The organism is Leifsonia sp. NPDC080035, assembly GCF_040050925.1.
In the GTDB taxonomy this organism is placed as follows: domain Bacteria; phylum Actinomycetota; class Actinomycetes; order Actinomycetales; family Microbacteriaceae; genus Leifsonia.
Genome location: NZ_CP157390.1, coordinates 2716839 through 2736485 on the forward strand (window position 1 = coordinate 2716839; position 19647 = coordinate 2736485).

Annotated in this window: 14 protein-coding genes and 1 pseudogene; 6 read left to right on the forward strand and 9 right to left on the reverse strand. The window is 71.3% G+C overall.

The genetic code is table 11. The features are described 5' to 3' along the window. Positions 1-53: 53 nt before the first annotated feature. Positions 54-431, reverse strand: a pseudogene (locus AAME72_RS13215) (SHOCT domain-containing protein); the annotation flags it as partial. Positions 432-631: 200 nt separating this feature from the next. On the opposite strand from AAME72_RS13215, the gene AAME72_RS13220 reads away from it, so the two are divergent. Both AAME72_RS13220 and AAME72_RS13225 read left to right on the forward strand, forming a co-directional pair. Next, the gene (locus AAME72_RS13220) at positions 632-2971 is read left to right on the forward strand and encodes an arylsulfatase (protein WP_348787015.1); all 2340 of its coding nucleotides are present in this window, start codon (positions 632-634) and stop codon (positions 2969-2971) included. 3 nt (positions 2972-2974) lie between these two features. Continuing rightward, positions 2975-4576, forward strand: coding sequence for a SulP family inorganic anion transporter (locus AAME72_RS13225; protein ID WP_348787016.1), 1602 nt, complete (start codon positions 2975-2977; stop codon positions 4574-4576). Positions 4577-4594: 18 nt separating this feature from the next. Here the strand turns inward: AAME72_RS13225 and AAME72_RS13230 are convergent, their stop codons facing one another. Both AAME72_RS13230 and AAME72_RS13235 read right to left on the reverse strand, forming a co-directional pair. After that, positions 4595-5491, reverse strand: a complete 897-nt coding sequence (locus AAME72_RS13230; protein ID WP_348787017.1) for a hypothetical protein — start codon at positions 5489-5491, stop codon at positions 4595-4597. Positions 5492-5503: 12 nt separating this feature from the next. Then, positions 5504-6343 carry a helix-turn-helix transcriptional regulator gene (locus AAME72_RS13235; protein WP_348787018.1) on the reverse strand — a complete coding sequence of 280 codons (840 nt, stop codon included), beginning with the start codon at positions 6341-6343 and terminating at the stop codon, positions 5504-5506. Positions 6344-6444: 101 nt separating this feature from the next. On the opposite strand from AAME72_RS13235, the gene AAME72_RS13240 reads away from it, so the two are divergent. Further along, positions 6445-7215 carry an SDR family NAD(P)-dependent oxidoreductase gene (locus AAME72_RS13240; protein ID WP_348787019.1) on the forward strand — a complete coding sequence of 257 codons (771 nt, stop codon included), beginning with the start codon at positions 6445-6447 and terminating at the stop codon, positions 7213-7215. An 11-nt stretch (positions 7216-7226) separates the two neighbouring features. Here AAME72_RS13240 and AAME72_RS13245 read toward each other — a convergent pair whose 3' ends face one another. Genes AAME72_RS13245 through AAME72_RS13260 form a run of 4 tightly spaced genes read right to left on the reverse strand, consistent with a single transcriptional unit; the run spans position 7227 to position 10780 of the window. Continuing rightward, complete coding sequence (locus AAME72_RS13245) at positions 7227-8327, reverse strand: crosslink repair DNA glycosylase YcaQ family protein (RefSeq protein WP_348787020.1); 1101 nt, start codon at positions 8325-8327, stop codon at positions 7227-7229. Further along, positions 8260-9021 carry a VTT domain-containing protein gene (locus AAME72_RS13250; protein ID WP_348787021.1) on the reverse strand — a complete coding sequence of 254 codons (762 nt, stop codon included), beginning with the start codon at positions 9019-9021 and terminating at the stop codon, positions 8260-8262. The genes AAME72_RS13245 and AAME72_RS13250 overlap by 68 nt, the downstream gene beginning before the upstream one ends. A gap of 8 nt (positions 9022-9029) precedes the next feature. Then, the gene (locus tag AAME72_RS13255) at positions 9030-10103 is read right to left on the reverse strand and encodes an FAD-dependent oxidoreductase (protein ID WP_348787022.1); all 1074 of its coding nucleotides are present in this window, start codon (positions 10101-10103) and stop codon (positions 9030-9032) included. Continuing rightward, a complete protein-coding gene (locus tag AAME72_RS13260; RefSeq protein ID WP_348787023.1) occupies positions 10100-10780 on the reverse strand; it encodes an alpha/beta hydrolase in 681 nt (226 codons plus the stop codon). Before AAME72_RS13260 ends, AAME72_RS13255 begins: the two co-directional genes overlap by 4 nt. A gap of 113 nt (positions 10781-10893) precedes the next feature. Between AAME72_RS13260 and AAME72_RS13265 the strand changes: the two genes are divergently transcribed. From AAME72_RS13265 to AAME72_RS13275, 3 genes are read left to right on the forward strand one after another with little or no spacing between them, the layout of a single operon-like run. Beyond that, on the forward strand, positions 10894-14478 hold the full coding sequence (locus tag AAME72_RS13265) for an LPXTG cell wall anchor domain-containing protein (protein ID WP_348787024.1): 3585 nt from the start codon (positions 10894-10896) through the stop codon (positions 14476-14478). A 52-nt stretch (positions 14479-14530) separates the two neighbouring features. Then, a complete protein-coding gene (locus AAME72_RS13270) occupies positions 14531-15133 on the forward strand; it encodes a helix-turn-helix domain-containing protein (RefSeq protein WP_348787025.1) in 603 nt (200 codons plus the stop codon). 57 nt (positions 15134-15190) lie between these two features. Continuing rightward, on the forward strand, positions 15191-16891 hold the full coding sequence (locus AAME72_RS13275; RefSeq protein WP_348787026.1) for an MDR family MFS transporter: 1701 nt from the start codon (positions 15191-15193) through the stop codon (positions 16889-16891). Between the two features lie 58 nt (positions 16892-16949). On the opposite strand, the gene AAME72_RS13280 is transcribed toward AAME72_RS13275, so the two are convergent. Together AAME72_RS13280 and AAME72_RS13285 are read right to left on the reverse strand one after the other, a co-directional pair. Beyond that, entirely contained in the window at positions 16950-18653 is a 1704-nt protein-coding gene (locus AAME72_RS13280) for an AMP-binding protein (protein ID WP_348787027.1), read from the reverse strand. Beyond that, on the reverse strand, positions 18650-19480 hold the full coding sequence (locus tag AAME72_RS13285) for an SDR family oxidoreductase (RefSeq protein WP_348787028.1): 831 nt from the start codon (positions 19478-19480) through the stop codon (positions 18650-18652). Before AAME72_RS13285 ends, AAME72_RS13280 begins: the two co-directional genes overlap by 4 nt. Between the last annotated feature and the right edge of the window lie 167 nt (positions 19481-19647).

Here is a 19647-nt window from a genome sequence, read left to right on the forward strand (position 1 = left end):
GGTGCGGGAGCGGCCGGTGCGGCGTGGGCGCCGGCGGCGGTGGCCTGACGGCCGAGCGCGACGCTCTTCAGGTGGGCGAACTCCTCCGGCGTGATCGTCCCGGCGTCGAGCAGTGCCTTCGCCTTGGCGATTTCGTCCGCAGGGCTCGAGGAGGCGACTTCCCTGATGTACTGGTCGGTCGCCTGCTGCACCTGACGGGCTTCCTTCTGGCTGCGCTCCGCCATCCCCGGTCCGCGTGCGATCAGGTAGACCAGCGCGGTGAGGAACGGCACGAAGATCAGGAAGATGATCCACAGCGCCTTCCACCAGCCGTTCAGCTTGTGGTCGCGGAACAGGTCGCTGATGATCGCGAACAGTGCGAACAGGTAGGCGATGAACGCGAAGCTCCAGAAGAAGAGCCAGATGATGTTCCAGAAGTTGTTCCAGTCCATGTGTGTTACCCCTCCTCCCGGCTCGGTCCGAGCCTGGGTGTGCGCTGAGAGTAGCGCCGCCGCGCGAAGTGCGTCTAGAGGGCTGTTTCGGCGAGAGCGAGCCGCCGCGGTGACGGCCGCGGCTGCCCGGGCTAGACGCGCGAGCAGCCGCCCCGTTACGGTGGCCGCACATTCGTATCCGCGAGCGGAGGGACGGCGCTGTGGCCAGAGAATTCCAGGGGAAGATCGAACTCGACGTACGGGATTCGGTGTCGGATTGGGACGCCTTCCTGCCGCCGGAACCACCCGAGGGCGCGCCGAACGTCCTCCTTGTGCTGTACGACGACACCGGCCAGGCGGCGTGGTCGCCGTACGGCGGGCGCATCCAGATGCCGACGATGGAGCGGCTGGCGGCGCAGGGCCTCACCTACACCCAGTGGCACACCACGGCGCTCTGCTCGCCGACGCGTTCCACGCTGCTGACCGGCCGCAACCACCACTCGAACGGGTTCGCGACGATCTCGGAGTCCTCCACCGGCTTCCCCGGCTACAACTCGCACATCCCGGCGAGCAACGCAACGATGGCGAACCTGCTGCGCGACGCCGGCTGGGCCACGTTCTGGGTGGGCAAGAACCACAACGTGCCGATCGACGAGTGGACGGCGGGGGCGTCCAAGAAGAACTGGCCGCTCGCGCAGGGCTTCGACCGGTTCTACGGCTTCATCGGCGGCGAGACCAACAACTGGTACCCGTCGCTGGCGGAGGACAACCACTACATCGAGCAGCCGTACCTGCCGGAGGACGGCTACCACCTGTCCAAGGACCTCGCCGATCAAGCGCTGAAGATGCTCCGCGACGTCAAGCAGACCGAGCCGGACAAGCCCTGGTACCTGTGGTTCTGCCCCGGGGCCAACCACGCGCCGCACCACGCGCCGCAGGAGTACATCGACAAGTACAAGGGCGTCTTCGACGACGGCTACGAGGCCTACCGGGAGTGGGTGCTCCCGCGGATGATCGAGAAGGGCATCCTGCCGGAGGGCACGGAGCTCACCGACATCAACCCGATGCCGCCGGGGACGTTCACCCCGACCGACGAGGTGCGCCCGTGGGACACGCTGAACGACGACGAGAAGGCGCTGTTCTCGCGCATGGCCGAGGTCTACGCCGGGTTCTCCGAGTACACCGACGCTCAGGTGGGCCGGATCATCGACTACCTGGCGGAGTCGGGCCAGCTGGAGAACACGCTCATCATCTACTGCGCCGACAACGGCGCATCCGGTGAGGGCAGCCCGAACGGGTCGGTCAACGAGGGCAAGGTGTTCGGCGGCTATCCGGACGACCTCGCGCAGAATCTGTCGATGAAGGATGAGCTCGGCTCGCCGAACACATACAACCACTACCCGACGGGGTGGGCGACCGCGTTCTCGACCCCGTACCGGATGTTCAAGCGCTACACGTACCAGGGCGGCGTCTGCGACCCGCTCGTGATCTCCTGGCCGAAGGGGATCGCCGCGCGGGGAGAGGTGCGCAACCAGTACCACCACTCGACGGATATCGTCGCGACCATCCTCGACGTGTGCGGGGTGAGCCTGCCGGAGACCTACGGCGGCGTGCAGCAGCGCCCGCTCGACGGCGTCTCCATGCAGTACTCGTTCGCCGGCGACGGGCCGACCGAGAAGAAGACGCAGTACTACGAGATGCTGGGCAGCCGCGGCATCTGGCACGAGGGATGGAAGGCCGTCGCGGAGCACGGTCCCACGAGCGGGATGAGTGGCTTCGACCACGACACCTGGCAGCTCTTCCACACCGACGTGGACCGGTCGGAGGCCGACGATCTGGCCGCCGAGCATCCCGACAAGGTGGAGGAGTTGAAGGCGCTGTGGCTCGAGGAGGCGAAGCGCAACGACGTCCTGCCGCTCAACGACCTGCAGATCCTCGGCAACCCGAAGGACTTCGACACCTTCATCAGCATGGAGTTCAAGATCCCGGTTCCCGCGAGCGGGCAGTACACGTACTACCCCGGCACCACCGAAGTCCCGGAGCGCTCCGCCGCGAACACGCACGGCGTCTCCTACAAGGTGCTCGCGGAGGTGGAGACGACCGCCGATACCGAAGGCGTCATTTTCGCGCACGGGTCGCGGTTCGGGGGTCACGCGCTCTTCGTGAAGGACGGCCAGGTGACCTACGTCTACAACTTCCTCGGCATCCCGCCGGAGAACGTGATCTCGGCGCCCGTTCCCGGTCCCGGCAAACACGTGCTCGGCGTCTCCTTCACCAAGGAGAAGACGGGGGAGTATCGCGAGGCGATCGGGCCGCTGGAGCTCTACATCGACGATCAGAAGGTCGCCGAGCAGGAGATCCGGACGGTGCTCGGCCACTTCTCGCTCTGCGGCGAGGGCCTGTGCATCGGTTACGACGCCGGCGACGCCGTCTCGAAGCAGTACGAGGGCTCCCGGTTCGAGTACACCGGGGGCGAGATCGTGAAGGTCGTCTTCGACATCGCCGACGACGCCTACGTGGATGTGGAGGCGCACCTCGCGGCCGCGATGGCCAGGGACTAGGAGGTGACGTCCGCGCCGCCGGCGCCCCGCCCGTCGTGGCTCCTGCCCACGCTGGCGGGGTACCGGCGCGCGTGGATCGGCAGGGACGTCCTGGCGGGCCTCTCCGCCGGCGCCGTGGTGGTCCCGCAGGCGATGGCCTACGCCACCATCGCGAACCTGCCGGTGGAGGCCGGCCTCTATACGGCGATCGTGCCGATGGCGGTGTATGCGCTGCTCGGCGGCTCGCGGGCGATGAGCGTGTCCACCACGTCCACCATCGCCACCTTGACGGCGACGACGTTCGTCTCGGCGGGCGTCGTCGCGAACTCGGACCAGATCCCGCGCGACCTGGTGACCCTCACCCTGCTGGTCGGCGCCGCCCTGCTGCTCGCGCGGCTGATGCGGCTCGGCTCGCTCGTGGAGATCATCAACAAGCCGACGCTGCTCGGCATCCAGATCGGCGTCGGCGCGACCGTCGCCGTCGGCCAGCTGCCCAAGCTGCTCGGGGAGACGAGCGCGCCCACCGGTGGCGGGTTCATCCACAGCATCAACGCGGTGATCGCCGCCGTGCCGCAGGCCAACCCGGTCACGGCAATCCTCTCGCTCGTGTCCGTGGCCGCACTGTTCCTGTTCAAGCGCTTCCTGCCGCGGGTGCCGGGGCCCCTCGTCGTCGTCGCCGCAGGCATCCTGCTCGTCGCCTTCGGCGGGCTGCGGGATGCGGGGGTCGAGCTGATCACTCCCGTCGGGCAGGCCTTCCCGCTGCCGACGCTGCCGTCGCTGCAGCACGTCTTCCAGCTGATTCCGGGGGCGCTGGCGATCGCGGTGATGGCCTTCCTGGAGTCGGCGGCCGTCGCCCGCGGCATCCGCGAGCTCGACGACCCGCGCATCGACAGCAACCGCGAGCTGTTCGCCACGGCGGCGGCGAACGTGGTCGGCGGCTGGTTCCAGACGCTTCCGGCCGCGGGCGGCTTCTCCCAGAGCGCGGTGAACAAGGCCGCGGGTGCGCGCTCGCAGCTCGCGTCGCTGGTGACCGTCGTGCTGGCCCTGCTGATCGGCCTGTTCCTCGGGCCCGTCATCAGCCTGCTCCCGCAGGCGACGCTCGCGGCGCTCGTCTTCGTCGCCGTCTTCGGCCTGGTGGACGTGAAGGACCTCGTGCTGCTCTGGCGGATCAGCAGGCGTGACTTCGCCATCGCGATGCTCACCACGGTGATCGGGCTGACCGCGGGCCTCCTCGCCGCTGTCGGTGTCGGGGTGCTGTTCACGCTGATCCTCGTGCTGAGCGCGCTGAACAGGCCGCGGGTGCGGGCGGAGGAGGCGGCGGACGGCAGGATGACCGTCGTGCTGCTCGGCCCGCTCTACACGGCGAACGTCCTCGCGACCGAGCAGTCGGTGCTGGATGCGGCGGACGCGGCGCGGGCGACCGCGCCGCTCACCGAGCTGACCCTCGACTGTTCGACGCTGCAGGACATCTCGATCACGGTCATCCTCGCGCTGCGCGATCTGGACAGGGAGCTCGCCGGCCGGGACGTGCGGCTCCGCGTGCGCGGCCTGCCCTCCGCCGCCCGCGCGGTCGCCGCCCGTACGCCGTGGTTCCGGTCGCTGGAGGCCGGCGGCCGGGTGGAGTGAGCGCGGCGCCGGCCGCGGTCAGCGACCGGCCCAGCGCAGCACGCGCAGCGCCCGCAGCGTGTTCCAGCGGCTGGGCTCGCCCTGCTCCTCCATCGCGACCAGCACCTCGCCAGGGTGGACGCGGTCCATGCGCCACCGGCCGTCCTCACCGCGCGCCGCCTCCACGGCGTCGAGCACCTCGGTGAGCCGGTCGTCGGGGGCGACGCCCGCCGCGCGCAGGTGGTCGAGTCCCCGCAACACGTCGTAGTGCCAGTACGGCGGGAAGGCGGCGGACGTCCAGGAGGGGTCGATGACCATGCCGTCGCGCTTCCGGCGCAGGAGGCCCCGCTCGAGCAGATAGGCGTGACCGCGCTCGATTGCGTCGGCGACGGCGAACGGGCCGCCCGCATCCCGGTAGCCGGTCAGCCCCTCCAGCGCGCAGATCGTGCTGTGGAACGAGCCGGGATCGGCCCGCGTCTGCGCGTAGCAGTTCCAGCCGCCGTCGTCCTGCTGCTCGTCGATCAGCCGTTCCACGATGAGCGCGCTTGGATGCCCGAACGCCGCGCCGGCGACGAGGACGCGGCCGTTGATGCACGGCTCCACCTCGCCGTCGAAGAAGGGATGGTTCCACCAGTCCGCACCCCAGTCCACGCCCGCCACGACCCGGTCGACGGCGGCGCGGGTGCGCGGACCCTGCGCGCCGAGCAGCGCGAGCAGCAGCATCGCGTCGTCGACGCCGAGCCAGTCCCGTTGCGTCCACACGCCGTGGCCCCAGGTGCCGTCGCCGCGCTGGAGGCCGAGCAGGCGTGCGCCCCAGCCCTCGGTCTCGACGAGGGCCCGGTCGGCGGCGGCGCCGTCCGGGTCGTCCAGCAGGTCACGGCGCGTCTGCCAGCGGATCGCCGGGTCGCCGTCGAGGAGCCACGTTGTCGTGTCCACGCGGGCAGAGTACTACGCGAAGGACTGCGTGCCCACCACGTTCAGCAGCGCGAGCTTCTCGGCCGCCTCGCTGCGCGGCGGCGCGGTGAGCACGAGCAGGCAGAGCGACTGGTCCTCGGTGAACAGCGCCTGGCAGTCGAGTTCGATGGCGCCGAGCTCGGGATGCAGCAGCGTCTTGTGGTCCTCGAACCGGCGCGCAACCTCGTGCCGCTCCCAGAGCGCTGCGAACTCCGGGCTCTCGGCGAGCAGCGCGCGCACCAGCTCGCCGGCGCGCGACCGCGGCCCGAGCGCACCGTACGCGTCGCGCAGGGACGCGACCTGCGCACGGCTCTGCCGGTCCCTGTCGTCCTCCGGGTACATGGCCCGGGCCGACTCGGGGTGCGCGAACCAGCGGTAGTACTCGCTGCGCTCGAGCCCGGTGTAGCCGGAGCGGTCGCCGAGCAGGGCGACGGCCATGCGGTTCTGCACCAGCGTCTCACCGAGTGCGGAGAGGACCAGCGCGGGAGTGTCGTCCAGCCGGTCGAGCACCCGTTGCAGCGCCGGGGGCACGTGCGACCCGCCGCCGAACCGGTCCGGCGTGTTGTGACCGGCGAGGCGGAACAGATAGTCGCGCTCGTCGGCGGAGAGCCGCAGGGCGCGGGCGAGCGAGGTGAGCATCTGGTCGCTCGGCTGCGGTCCGCGCTGCTGCTCCAGGCGCGTGTAGTAGTCGGCCGACATGGCCGCGAGCATCGCGACCTCCTCGCGGCGGAGGCCCGGGGCGCGGCGGCGGGGACCCGCCGGCAGGCCGACGTCGTCTGGCCGCAACGCCTCGCGGTGGCGGCGGAGGAAGTCGGCGAGTGCTGCGCGGTCCATCCCTCCATCATGCGCGCGCGGCGGCGCCGGAACCAGGGATCGCGGATCCCCCGATGAGCGCTCCACTGCCTCCCGTCGCGCGAGGCCCGCACAGTGGAGCCATGAACATCACAGGGAACACCATCTTCATCCCCGGAGCCACCAGCGGCATCGGGCTCGCCCTCGCCGTCGCCCTGCACGAGCGCGGCAACACCGTCATCGTCGGCGGCCGGCGCACGGAACTGCTGGAGCGCATCGCCGCCGAGCACCCGGGAATCCACACCGTGCGCATCGACACCGCGGACGCGGACAGCATCCGCGACGCGAGCGCCGCTGTGCTCGCCGCCCACCCCGACCTGAACGTGCTCGTGGCGATGGCCGGCATCATGCGCGTGGAGGACTGGCACACGCCGGAGGGCTTCCTCGCGTCGGCGGAGTCGATCGTCACCACCAACGTCCTCGGCCCGATCCGTCTCATCGGCGCGTTCATCGAGCACCTCCGCACCCGGCCGGACGCGACCATCGTCACCGTCTCCTCCGGCCTGGCGTTCACGCCGCTCGCAGCCACCCCGAGCTACAACGCGAGCAAGGCGGCCATCCACATGCTCAGCGAGAGCATCCGGCTGCAGCTGCAGGATACGAGCGTGTCGATCCTGGAGCTGGTGCCGCCCGCGGTGCGCACCTCGCTGCTGCCGGGACAGGAGTCCAGCGAGTTCGCGATGCCGCTCGACGAGTTCGTCGCCGATGTCGTCCAGCTCATCGAGACCAAGCCGGACGCGAAGGAGCTGCAGGTGGAGCGCGTGAAGTTCCTGCGCTACGGCGAGGCGCGCGGCGACTACGACCAGGTCGTCTCGGTGCTGAACGCGTCCGACCCGCACGGCAAGGTCGCGTAACCCGGGGGCGGTCAGCGGGCGACGTCGAGGCCGAGCCACGCGGCGAGTGCGGCGATCTCCGCATCCACCGCGTCGCGCTCGGCCGCGGCGAACGGCTCGTCCTCGTGCACCGCGTTCACCCGCAGCAGCCCGGCCTTCCGGTCTGCGGCGGCGTCGAGCTTCCCGATCAGCCGGTCGCCGTGCAGGATCGGCAGCGCGAAGTAGCCCCAGCGCCGCTTCGCCGCCGGCTTGTACATCTCCAGCAGGTACTCGAAGCCGAACAGCTCCTGCGTACGCACCCGGTCGTGGATGAGCCGGTCGAAGGGAGAGAGCAACGCCGTCCGCCCGGCGAAAGCGGCGCCGACGGCGTCCGGGTCCACCCGCCATTCGAGGTCGCTGCCCTCGACGCGGGCGGGTTCCCCGGCGTCGCCGACCTGCACCGGCCGGGCGATGCCGAGCGCGCGCAGCCGCCGCTGGTCGCGCAGCCGCTTCGCCTCCGCCTCCGGCACGGCCTCGAGCCCGGCAGGGTACACCCGCTCGGCAACGTCCCAGGTGCGCTGCCTGCCGATCCGCCCGGCGACCGCCACCTCGCCGCGCCCCTGCAGCAGCTCCAGCAGCCGCGTGACGTTCTGGTTGTGCGTCCAGCCGGTCGAGACCCACGGCACGCTCGCCGTGTCCGGGATGTCCTTCGACAGCAGCGGGCCCTCGGCGCGCAGCCGGGCGAGCACGTCGCCGCGGAAGGCGTCGTTCGCCTGCAGCCACTGCGCCCACGCAGGCACGGAGTCCGGCCAGTGCGACATCCGCTCGAGGTGCAACGGCAGGTCGGATGCCGCCCGCACCATCGCGAACGGGGGCGTCAGCGGGTCGTCCATCGCCTTCACCTCGTACAGCAGGCGGTCCTGCTCGGTCGCACGCTGCAGGTGCTCCGGCCGGTATGCGGAGCCGAGCCGGGTGTAGGCGATGAGGTCGGCGCTCGGCGCGATCGCCGCCGTCGGGTCGAGCTGGACGAACGTCAGCTGCTCGACCAGCGGGACCAGCGCCTGCGGCCGGTCAGCATCGAGCCGGTCAGCGTCGAGCCGCTGCGCCCGGATCGCGATCCGTCGCGCCTCGTCCCTCTGCAGCGTCATCGTCATGCGCCAAAGCTAGCGCCCGCCGCCGACGTCGCAGCAGCAGGACGCGGACGAGCACCGGCCCGACCGAGAGCACGACGATCCCGATCAGCACCAGGTCCAGGTAGCGGGACACGAAGTCGGCGACCCCGGGGATGTGGCCGAGGCCGTAGCCGATGAGGACGACCGCCGCGGCCCAGACCGCGGCGCCGATCACGTTGAAGAGGCTGAACAGGCCCCAGCGCATCCGGCCGACGCCCGCCGCCACCGGTGCGAACGTCCGCACGACGGGGACGAAGCGCGCGACGACGACCGCCGCCGAGCCGTACCTGTCGAAGAAGCCCTGCGTCCGAGCGACGCTCGCCCGGCTGAACAGGCCGGACTCGCGCCGGTCGAAGACCGCCGGTCCGGTCGTCCGACCGATCAGGTAGCCGACCTCGCCTCCCGCGATCGCGGCGACCGCGACCGCGGTGATGCCGAGCCACAGCGGCTGACCGATCGTGCCGGTGAGCGTGAGCACGCCCGCGAAGAAGAGCAGCGTGTCCCCGGGCAGGAAGAAGCCGAGCAGCAGCCCGGTCTCCGCGAACACGATGGCGCAGATCCCGAGCAGCGCCCACGGCCCGGCTGCCTGGATGAGGCCCTGCGGGTCGAGCAGGCCGGTGTGGAGTGGGCCGGTGTGGAGGATGCTGGTGGTTGCCATGCTGGCGGTCGTCGGCATGACGCCAGTCAAACCGACGGCGTCCCAGAAACGTCCAAGATCCGCTCGGCGAGCAGGTCGCCGACGAGCGGACCCATCGTCAGACCGCCGGCCCCGAAGCCCGCGTTGACCCACACACCCTGGTGCCCCGCGAGCGGCCCCACCGTCGGCAGGTCGTCCTCCGGGAGCGGGCGGAGGCCCACCCTGGTCTCTATCACGGTCGCATCGGCGAGGCCGGGCGCCACCTCGAGCGCGTCCTCCAGCACCCTGAGCTGGCCCTCGGCCGTCACCCGCGGGTCGAACCCGGAACCGGTCTCCCTGGTCGCGCCGACGACGACCCGGGAGTCGTCGAAGCAGACGAGGTAGTTCGAGGCGACGGGGTGCACGGACGGCCAGTCCCGCGTGTCCGCCTCCACCCGCAGGTGGGTGAGCTGGCCGCGCTGCGGTTCGACGGGGATGCGCTCGCCGAGCCGCTCGAGCACCGCGTTGCTCCACGCGCCTGCGGCGACGACCACCGCATCCGCCGGGAGCTCGCGCTCCTCGACCCGCGGGACGCCGTCCGCTCCGAGCAGCACGCGCCCATCGACGCTCTGCGCGCCGTGAGCGTGCGCACCCGCGAGAAGCCCCGCGCGCAGGGCCCGCCCGTCCACCCGGGCGCCCCCGGCGATGTGCAGAGCGTGGAACCCGTCCGCGAGCGGCGGGAACAGCTCCCGTGCCGCGGCCGCGTCGATCCGCTCGACCGTGCCCATGGTCGCCGCGCCCGCGCGCCGAGCCTCGACCCTGGCCTGCACGTCGTCGACGACGCTCTCGTCGCGGTTGACGACGAGCGCGCCGGAGCGGCGGAACCCGATGTCGGCGACGCCCACTTCGGCCAGCCGCTCGATCAGCTCGGGGTAGTAGTCGGCGCTCGCCGCGTACAACTCGTAGAAGTCGCCTCCGGAGCGCGTGCTCCACGGCTGGATGATCCCCGCTCCCGCATCCGTCGCGCGCCCGGGGAGCCCGGCATCCACGATCGTGACCTCCGCGCCCCGGCGCGCCAGCGCGAACGCCGTCGCCGCGCCCGCGACGCCGCTGCCGATGACGACGACGCGCGCGCGGCTCACCGCGAGGCCGCCTCGGCGAGGATCGCGCCGAGCTCGGCCGGGCGGGTCAGCATCGGCCAGTGCCCGGTCGGCAGCTCCACGACCTCCCAGTCGGACAGCGTGCCGAGCTCCCTGCAGAAGTCCTCTCCCGCCGCGACCCAGCGCTTCAGGTCGGCCCCGGTGAACTCGCACGCGACGACGGTGGCCGGCACCGCCCGCCGGCGCTCGTCGGTCAGCTCGATCGCGCCGGTGACCACATCGCCCGGTTCGGGCACGGCGTCGCGGCGCATCGCCTCGCGCTGCTCCTCGGTCAGGTCCATGAGGTCCGCGTCCTCGAAATCGTCCCACTCGGGAAGCGGAACGACACCGTCGACGGGCGTCAGGCCCGACGGGACGACGTCGCCGGGGGAGAGCGGCGCGGAGTCGACGAAGACGATCCGCGACACCCGGTCCGGCCGCGCGTCGAGCACGGCGTCCGCGAGCGGGCCGCCCGCGGAGTGGCCGACGAGCACCACGTCGCAGGTCGCCGGGTCGCCGATGGCGTCGACCGCAGCGACGATCGACGCGACCTGCTCCGGCACGTCGGCGCCGGTGCGCGTCACCGGATGCGCGTGGTGCCCCGCCGCTTCCAGCGCAGGCACCACCCCCTGCCAGACGTTCGCGGTGAGCCAGTATCCGGGGACGAGCACGATCTCCATGCCCGCGAGGCTACACCGGACCACCGAGGGTCTTGCCCGGGCCGGACGGCCGGGTCTACCCTGTGCCGCGGAGGGGAGATCACCATGAGGGGCAGTCTCAGCTAGGCCGGACCATGAGTCGCAGCACGGGGAAGCTCGACTCGCCACGCCGCTCGCGCGGCGCGCGTTCCCTGCTGGGAAGGACGGCCGCGATCGTAGTCGCGCTGCTCGCCGTCGGAGCCGCCGTCGGCTCTCCGGCACTCGGCGTGCCGGGAAGCCCCGGAGTCCCACAGGCCGGTGCGACCGACGTCTTCTTCGAGAACTTCCAGAACCAGACGGCGACGAACGGCATCCGCATCGGCCAGTACACCGGCGGGCCGGCCGCGAACAACTCGACCTACGTGACGAGCCCGAACTGGGCGCCCACGGGCAACCAGTGCAACGGCTGGATCCTGCGCTCGAGCACCCCGCGCAACGCGACGGTCACCACTGTCGATTCTGGATGCGACGCGACGGCGTGGTCGTTCCTGCAGGGCATGGGCACGGCGATCGGCCTCTACCGCGGCGAGGCGCTCGCCACCGCGCAGACGAACCAGATCCTGTCGGCGTACACCAATGGCGGGTCGAATCCCGGGCCCGGTGTCCAGGTGCAGACGGCGCAGCCGATCACGGCGGGGATCATCCCCGGGCACTTCTATCTGATCAGTGCGATCTACGGCGCGGCGAACTGCGTGTCGGAGGGGCCGACGCTGAACAGGCAGGATCCGAGCCTCACCTTCAACCTGATCCAGAACCAGACCGGCTCCGGACCGGCCCCCGGCACGGGCGGCGGCACGGTCACGCCGCTGGCGACCGGCCTGAACCCGTGCACGGACGCGAACGCGCGCGTCATCACGACGGCGGGTCACACGTACCACATCGCCCGTCTGAACTCGGCGGGATTCCGGATGCCCTCGGGCGTCACCTCGCTCGGCATCCAGCTCTACAACGCCGCCGGCTCGTACCGCGGCAATGACTCCGGCTTCGACGACCCGACGATCGTGGATGCGACCCCGCAGCTCGACAAGGTGTTCTCGCCGTCAACGCTGCAGGCCGGGCAGAGCACGACGCTGACGTTCACCATCACGAACACGGACGAACTCTCGGCGAAGAACGGTTGGTCGTTCACCGACACGCTCCCAGCGGGACTCGCCTTCTCGGGTCCCGCCAGCACGGACTGCCCCGCCGGTGTGCCGACCATCGACGGCACCACGATCTCGGGCACCGGGAACCTGACCGCGGGGCTGGCGTCGTGCACGTTCACCGTGCCGGTCACCTCCGCCACGCCCGGCACCTTCACCAACGGCCCGGACAACATCGGCCCGATCGACGGACTCCTCGAGCCGGGCGACAGCACCGTGGTGTTCACCCAGCCCGATCTGCCCGGGATCTCGCTCATCAAGTCGACGGACGTCACCGACCCGGCCCAGTACACCGTCGGCCGCCTCGTCACCTACTCGTTCGACGTGACGAACACCGGCAACGTGCCGCTCACCGCGGTGGATGTGACCGAGACGTCGTTCAGCGGCGCCGGAACGCCGCCGACGATCACCTGCCCGACGACCACGCTGGCCGTCGGCGCGGCGACGACGTGCACGGCCACCTACACGATCGTCCAGGCCGACGTGGATGTGGGCAGCGTCACGAACGCCGCCCTCGCGAGCGGAACGCCGCCGTCCGGCCCCGCGGTCACCGACACCTCCTCCGCCGTCATCTCGGGGAGCGAGGCCCCGGCGCTCAACCTGGTGAAGACCGCCGACGCGTCCGGTGTCAGCGCTCCGGCCGCGGTCGGCGATCCGGTCGCATATACGATCACGGTCACGAACACTGGCAACGTCACCCTGGAGGGCGTCGGCGTCGACGACACCCTGCTCGGCGGCGACATCACGCTGACCTGGCCGGGAGTCGCAGGAACGCTCGCCCCGGGCGAGTCGGTCGTGGCGACGGGGACGCACGCGGTGACCCAGACCGAGATCGACGCGGGGCACGTCACCAACACCGCCACCGCGACGGGATCGACCGCGGGCGGAACGGACGTGACCGCGGGTCCGCAGAGCACGGACACGCCGCTGACGCCCGGTCCGCACCTGAGCATCACGAAGGCGGCGACGCCGTCGTTCTCGACGCCGCCCGCCGTGGGCGACCCGATCATCTTCGACTTCACGATCACGAACGACGGCAACCTCACCCTGCACGGCGTCGTCCTGACCGACCGGCTGCCCGGGCTCTCGCCGCCGGTCTACACGTGGCCGGGCGCGGCGGGCGTCCTCGCGCCGGGGGACACGGCGACGGCGACGGCGACCTACGCGATCACCCAGGCGGACATCGACGCCGGAGGGGTGCTGAACACCGCGTTCGCCACCGGGACCACCCCGGCAGGCGCGGAGACCCCGTCGGAGCCGGCCGACACCTCCACGCCGATCACGAGGGCTCCGGCGATCGCGCTGACGAAGACGGCGGACGCCTCCGGCGTGCAGAACCCGACGCGGCCGGGCGACCCCGTCGTCTACCTGTTCGCGGTGACGAACACCGGGAACACCACGCTCACGGGCGTCCGGATCACCGACAGCCTCGCGGGGCTCGGACCGCTGACCTTCGTCTGGCCGGGAGCGGACGGCGTGCTCGAACCCGGACAGCAGGCGCGTGCCACCGCCACCTACGCCGTCACGGGCGCCGACATCGACGCCGGTGAGGTCGTGAACAGCGCCGTGGCGAGCGGGACCGCATCGGACGAGAGCACGGTGGAGTCGCCTCCCGCGGGGACCACGACGCCGCTCGGCGCCGTTGCGAACCTCTCCCTCGTCAAGTCCGTCTCCCCGAACGGCCCCGCACAGTTCGTGGCCGGCCAGCTCCTCACCTACAGCTTCGTCGTGACCAACACCGGCAACGTCCCCGTCGGCGGGGTCAGCATCCAGGAGACGGCGTTCTCCGGCACCGGAACGATGAGCACGGCGACCTGCCCCGGAACGGTGCTCCAGCCCGGCGACCAGGTGACGTGCACGGCGACATACACGCTGACCCAGGCCGACATCGATGCGGGCCGGGTGACGAACACCGCTATCGCGACGGGGACGACACGCGACGATGTCGCGGTGCCGTCGAACGAGTCGGATGCGGTCGTGCCCGCCGAGCCCGCACCGGCGGTCACTCTGGTCAAGACGGCGGACGTGACGCAGGTCACCGAGGCCGGCCAGACCGTCACGTACTCGTACGTCGTGACGAATGTCGGCAACGTGACGCTCGGGGCGCCCACCGTGGCGGAGACCATCTTCACGGGTGCGGGGACGGCGCCGACGCCGGCCTGCCCGCCCGAGACGACCTCCCTCGCGCCGGGGGCGAGCGTGACCTGCACGGCGAGCTACGTCGTGGTCGCGGCCGACCTCACGGGGGAGCCCATCGCCAACACGGCGACCGCGTCCGCGTCGGCTCCGGGCCAGCAGACCGTGACATCGCCGCCGGCCTCCGCCTCCGTGGACACCGTCGTGCCCGGACCGCCGACCCCGACGCCGACCCCCACGCCGGTCCCGCCTCCGCCCGGGCCCTCCGGGGAGGGGTCGAGCCCGCTGGCCGGCACCGGCTCCACCATCTCGATCGCCGCGATCGCGGTCGCCGGACTGCTGATCATCTCCGGTGCGATCGTGCTGCTGACCAGGAGGCGGAGGCGTCCGGGGGCGCGCTGACGCCCGACCACTCACATTGCACTCTCAGCAATGAAGTGCAAGATTGCACTTCGTGACCGATAGTGCAAACTCCATCCGGGAGCGCCGCAAGGCCGAGACGGCCAAGGCGCTCACGGACGCCGCCCGGCGGCTCACCATCGAGCACGGCCTCACCGGGTTCACGATCGACGAGCTGGCCGAGGAGGCCGGGGTCTCCCGGCGCACCTTCTTCAACTACTTCGCGTCGAAGGAGAACGCGGTGATCGGCGTCCCGGTCGACCGCGACGAGTCCGGAGCGGGGGAGCGTTTCGCCGCCGCCGGTCCGCGGGGCACCGCGCACCTCGTCGACGACCTGATCGAGCTGCACCTGGAGCGCTGGTCGTTCGGCGGCATCACGGCGGACGACGTCGCCCAGATCGTGCGCGCCTTCGAGCGGGAGCCCAAACTCATCGGCCACATGCTCTCCCTCGCGGGCGAGAGCGAGCGCGACGACATCGGTCTCGTCGAGCGTCGCGAGGGCCTCCCGGCCGGGGACCTCCGCGCCGCCGCCGCCGTCCAGCTCACCGGCGCCATCCTCCGCGCCGCCGCCGAGGAGTTCTTCCGCGCCGAGACGACCGACGAGCTGCCGGACATCGTCCGCCGCCGCGTCGGGGTGGTCCGCGAGCTCTTCCGCTGACCTGACGACCGACCCGACGCACCGCATCCCACCCGCCCACGACACCGAACGGACCCCATGACCACCGCCACAGCGCCGGCCCCGATGCTGCTCACCAAGCGCCGCATCTGGATCATCTTCAGCGCCCTGATCGCCGGGATGCTGCTCTCCAGCCTCGACCAGACGGTCGTCTCGACCGCCATGCCCACCATCGTCGGCGACCTCGGCGGCGTCTCCCACCAGGTGTGGATCACCACCGCCTACATCCTGGCCACCACCATCGTCATGCCGGTCTACGGCAAGCTCGGCGACGTGCTCGGCCGGCGCTGGCTGTTCATCATCGCGATCGCCGTCTTCACCGCCGCCTCCATCGGCTGCGCGTTCGCCGGCGACTTCTGGACGTTCGTCGTCTTCCGTGCCATGCAGGGCCTCGGCGGTGGCGGCCTGATGATCCTGTCGCAGGCGATCATCGCCGACATCGTCCCCGCCAACGAGCGCGGCAAGTACCTCGGCCCGCTCGGCGCGATCTTCGGGCTCTCGGCGGTCGCCGGGCCGCTCCTCGGCGGCTTCTTCGTCGACCACCTCACCTGGCAGTGGGCGTTCTACATCAACATCCCGGTCGGGATCATCGCCCTCGTCATCGCCGTGCTCGCGCTCCGGCTGCCGAACAAGAAGGCGACGCAGCCGATCGACATCCTCGGGATCGCGTTCCTCTCCATCGCCACCACCTGCCTGATCTTCTTCACCGACTTCGGCGGAGACAAGGCGTACGGCTGGGGCTCCATGGCCACCTGGGGCTGGGGAATCGGGCTGCTCGCCGCCGCGGTCGCCTTCGTGATCGCCGAGGCCAGGGCGAAGGACCCGATCATCCCGCTGTCCTTGTTCAGGAACCCGATCTTCATCAACGCGACCGCGATCGGCCTCGCGCTCGGCATCGGGATGTTCGCGGCCATCGGCTTCGTCCCGACCTTCCTGCAGATGTCGTCCGGCACCTCCGCCGCGGCCTCCGGCCTCCTGATGATCCCGATGATGGTCGGCCTCCTCGGCACCTCCATCGCCTCCGGGATCGCGATCACGAAGACCGGGAAGTACAAGCTGTTCCCGATCCTCGGCACGATCATCACCGGCGTCGCGATGGTCTGCATGACCACGCTCGCCGCCTCCACGCCGATCTGGCTGATCTGCGTCTACCTGTTCGTGTTCGGCGCCGGCCTCGGCCTGATCATGCAGGTGGTCGTCCTGGTGGTCCAGAACGCGGTGCCCGCGAGCCAGCTCGGCACCGCCACCTCCACGAACAACTACTTCCGCGAGGTCGGCGCCGCGCTCGGCACCGCCGTGTTCGGCACGCTGTTCACGACGCGCCTCACCGACAACCTCACCGACGTGTTCACGAAGGCGGGTGCGTCCGCCTCCGACGCGGCGGGGGCCACCTCGAGCATCAGCCCGGAGGTGCTCAACAAACTGCCGGAGGCGATCCACACCGGCGTCGTCGACGCCTACGCGAACGCCCTCGCGCCCGTGTTCTGGTACCTGCTGCCGTTCATCGGCGTCGCGTTCCTGCTGGCGCTCTTCCTCAAGCAGATCCCGCTCTCGGACCAGGCCGGTCTCGTGGCCCGCGGCGAGGCGATCGGCGGCGAGGAGGCCGAGCGGCTGGAGGCGGAGCAGCGCGGGAAGGCGCCGCGCACCGCAGAGGCGGGGCCGGAAGCGGGGCCGGAGGCGGACGACGCCGGAGAGCTCGACGGCGACGGGATCCGCGAACCGGATCCGGTCGGCCGCTGAGGGCCCCGGGCGGGAGGCGGGCGACACCCCGCCTCCCGCCCGGCGATCCACCGCCGGGTCAGGGCGTGACGAACAGCCCGGCTGCGGCGTCGGCCCTCGAGCGCTCCTTGAGCACGAAGTGCTGCTTCTTCCCGGTCGCGGTGTACGGCAGCTCGTCCACGAACGCGTACCGGCGGGGACGCTTGTAGTCGGCGAGCGCGACGCTCGCCTTGCAGTGCGCCTCCAGGGCAGCGGCGGCCGCCTGCGCGTCGGCGAGCCGGCCCGACCTCGGCTGCACGTAGGCCACCACGACCTCGCCCCACTCGTCGTCGGGCAGCCCGACGACGATGCTGTCGGCGACGTCCGGATGCGCGGCGAGCACCTCCTCCACCTGGACCGGGTGCACGTTCTCGCCGCCGGAGATGATCATGTCGTCCTTGCGGCCGATGATCGTGACGATCTCGTTCTCGTCCCAGCTGGCGAGGTCGCCCGGGTAGATCCAGCCGTCCCGGAACTTGCGCGCCTCCTCCTCGGGGTTGTGCACATAGGCGTATCCGCTCTTGACCGAGCGCATGATCACCTCGCCGATCTCGTGCCCGTCCTTCGCCGCCAGGTCGTCCGGAGCGGCGATGTCGTCGCCGCCGTAGACCTTCACCACGGCCACGTCGTCGTCGAGGCAGGCGCGACCGGCCGCGCCGGCGGCGTCCGGCAGGTCCTCCGGGCGCAGGTAGGTGTTCCAGAACGCCTCGGTGGTGCCGTACCCGTTCGCGATCCGCGGGGTGAGGACGCTCTGATAGCGCAGCGCCGCGGCGCGATCGAGCGGCGCCCCCATCGTCACGATGCCGTGCAGTGACGACAAGTCCCTCGGCTCCGCCTCCTGCGCGTCGGCGAGCCGTTCCAGGTTCGTCGGGGCGCCGATCACGTAGGTGAGCCGCTGCTCCTGGATGCTGTCGAGCACGACGCCCGCATCGAACCGCGGCAGGGTGACCACCTCGGCGCCAACGTAGAACGCGGTGTTCGGTCCGGCGCAGTAGTTGCCGCCGCGGTGGAACCACGGCGACATGTTCATCGTCTTGTCGGTCGGGGCCAGCGGGAAGTGCATGATCACGTCGTGCGCGGTGAGCACCTCGTTGAGGCTCGTCAGCGGGACGGCCTTCGGCATCCCCGTCGTGCCGCTGGTGTAGAGGCGCGAGGTCTCGTCCCACACGCTGGCGCCCTCCGGCGCGCGGAACGTCGGGGCGCCGTCGACCAGCAGGTCGTCGAACCGGATCGTCCCGTCCAGCAGCGGTCCGTCGCCGACGCCGGCGATCACCGCAGGGCGGTGCTCCGCAAGCTCCAGCGCCGTCGCCACGCTCTCGCCCGCCGCGGTGTCGTAGACGAAGACGGCGGGGCGCGCGTCGTCGAGGATGTGCGCCGTCTCGCCGGGGGCCAGCCGGAAGTTCATCGGCGAGCTCACGGCGCGCAGGCCCTGCGCGGCCACGTACAGGAAGGCGAACTCGGGCGTGTTCATCAGCTGGTACGCCACGATGTCGCCGACGCCCACGCCGTGCTCGGCCAGCCCGGCCACCAGACTGCCGGTGACCGTGCCGAGCTCGGCATAGGTCCAGCTGCGCCCGGTCGGCGGGTCGGTCAGGGCGGTGCGCGCGGCGTAGCGGTGGGTGTTGCGCTCCACGGCGGACGCGTACGTGAAGTGCTGCTCGAACACCGCGCGCAGGGCGGACGGGTCGTACTCGGTGTTCGTGGCGGGGGTGCCCTGCCGTGTCGTGGAGGTGGTGTCGGTCATCTCTCTCCTTGTGGAGGAGCGGTGTGCTGGCGTCCTTCGGGCGTCGACTCCGTTCCGGATCGGGTGGGGTCGTCCCGGCCGAGCTCGGACCGGAACGGGGGCGCGACGACGGTCATGCCGCCGTCGACGACGAGGGTGTGCCCGGTGATGTACCCGGCACCGGGGGAGGCGAGGAAACGCACGGCCTCCGCCATGTCGTCCGGCGTGCCGAGCCGCGCCATCGGGATGCGCGGGATCATCACATCGAGGCCGGGCACGCCGCCCTGGCCGTAGAAGTGGTGCAGGGAGTCGGTGTCGATCAGGCCGCCGTTGACGGCGTTCACCGTGATGCCGGCCGGTCCGAGCTCGCCGGCGAGGTGCCGCACCCACGACTCGACGGCCGCCTTGTCGGATCCGATCGCCCCGTACAGCGGGAACGCGCGGTGGCTGCCGTAGCTGGTCACGGCGACGATGCGGCCGCCGGCGGGCATGCGCTGCGCCGCGCGCTGGGCGAGCAGCACGAAGGAGCGCACGTTGGTCGCCCAGGAGCGTTCGAGGTTGCGCGTGCTGAGCTCGGCGAGCGGGCGGAAGGCGGAGGCGGCGGCACTGGCGACCAGGACGTCCAGCCGTTCGCCGTCTCCGAACTCGTCCTCGAACAGCCGATCGATGTCCGCTTCGCTCTCCAGCTCCAGGCGGTGGGCGCGCGCCGAGCCGCCCTGGCGCCGGATGCCCTCGACAACGGCGTCCGCGGACTCGGCCTCGCGACGATAGGTGAGGACCACGTCCATCCCGTCTCCCGCGAGCAGTTCGGCGATGCGGCGGCCGATGCCGCGGGAGCCTCCGGTCACGATGGCACGCCTTCTCGGCTGGTGGACCGGGGGATGGGGTCTCTCGTTCGTCGTCGCTCCCGTGTTCTGCTCGATGGCCAAGCGACAGTGTAGACCTTCAGCGGAGGGCGCCTCCGGTCGATTCCGAAATGTCTCCGCGGCGGCGGGAATACCGCTCCCACCGATGC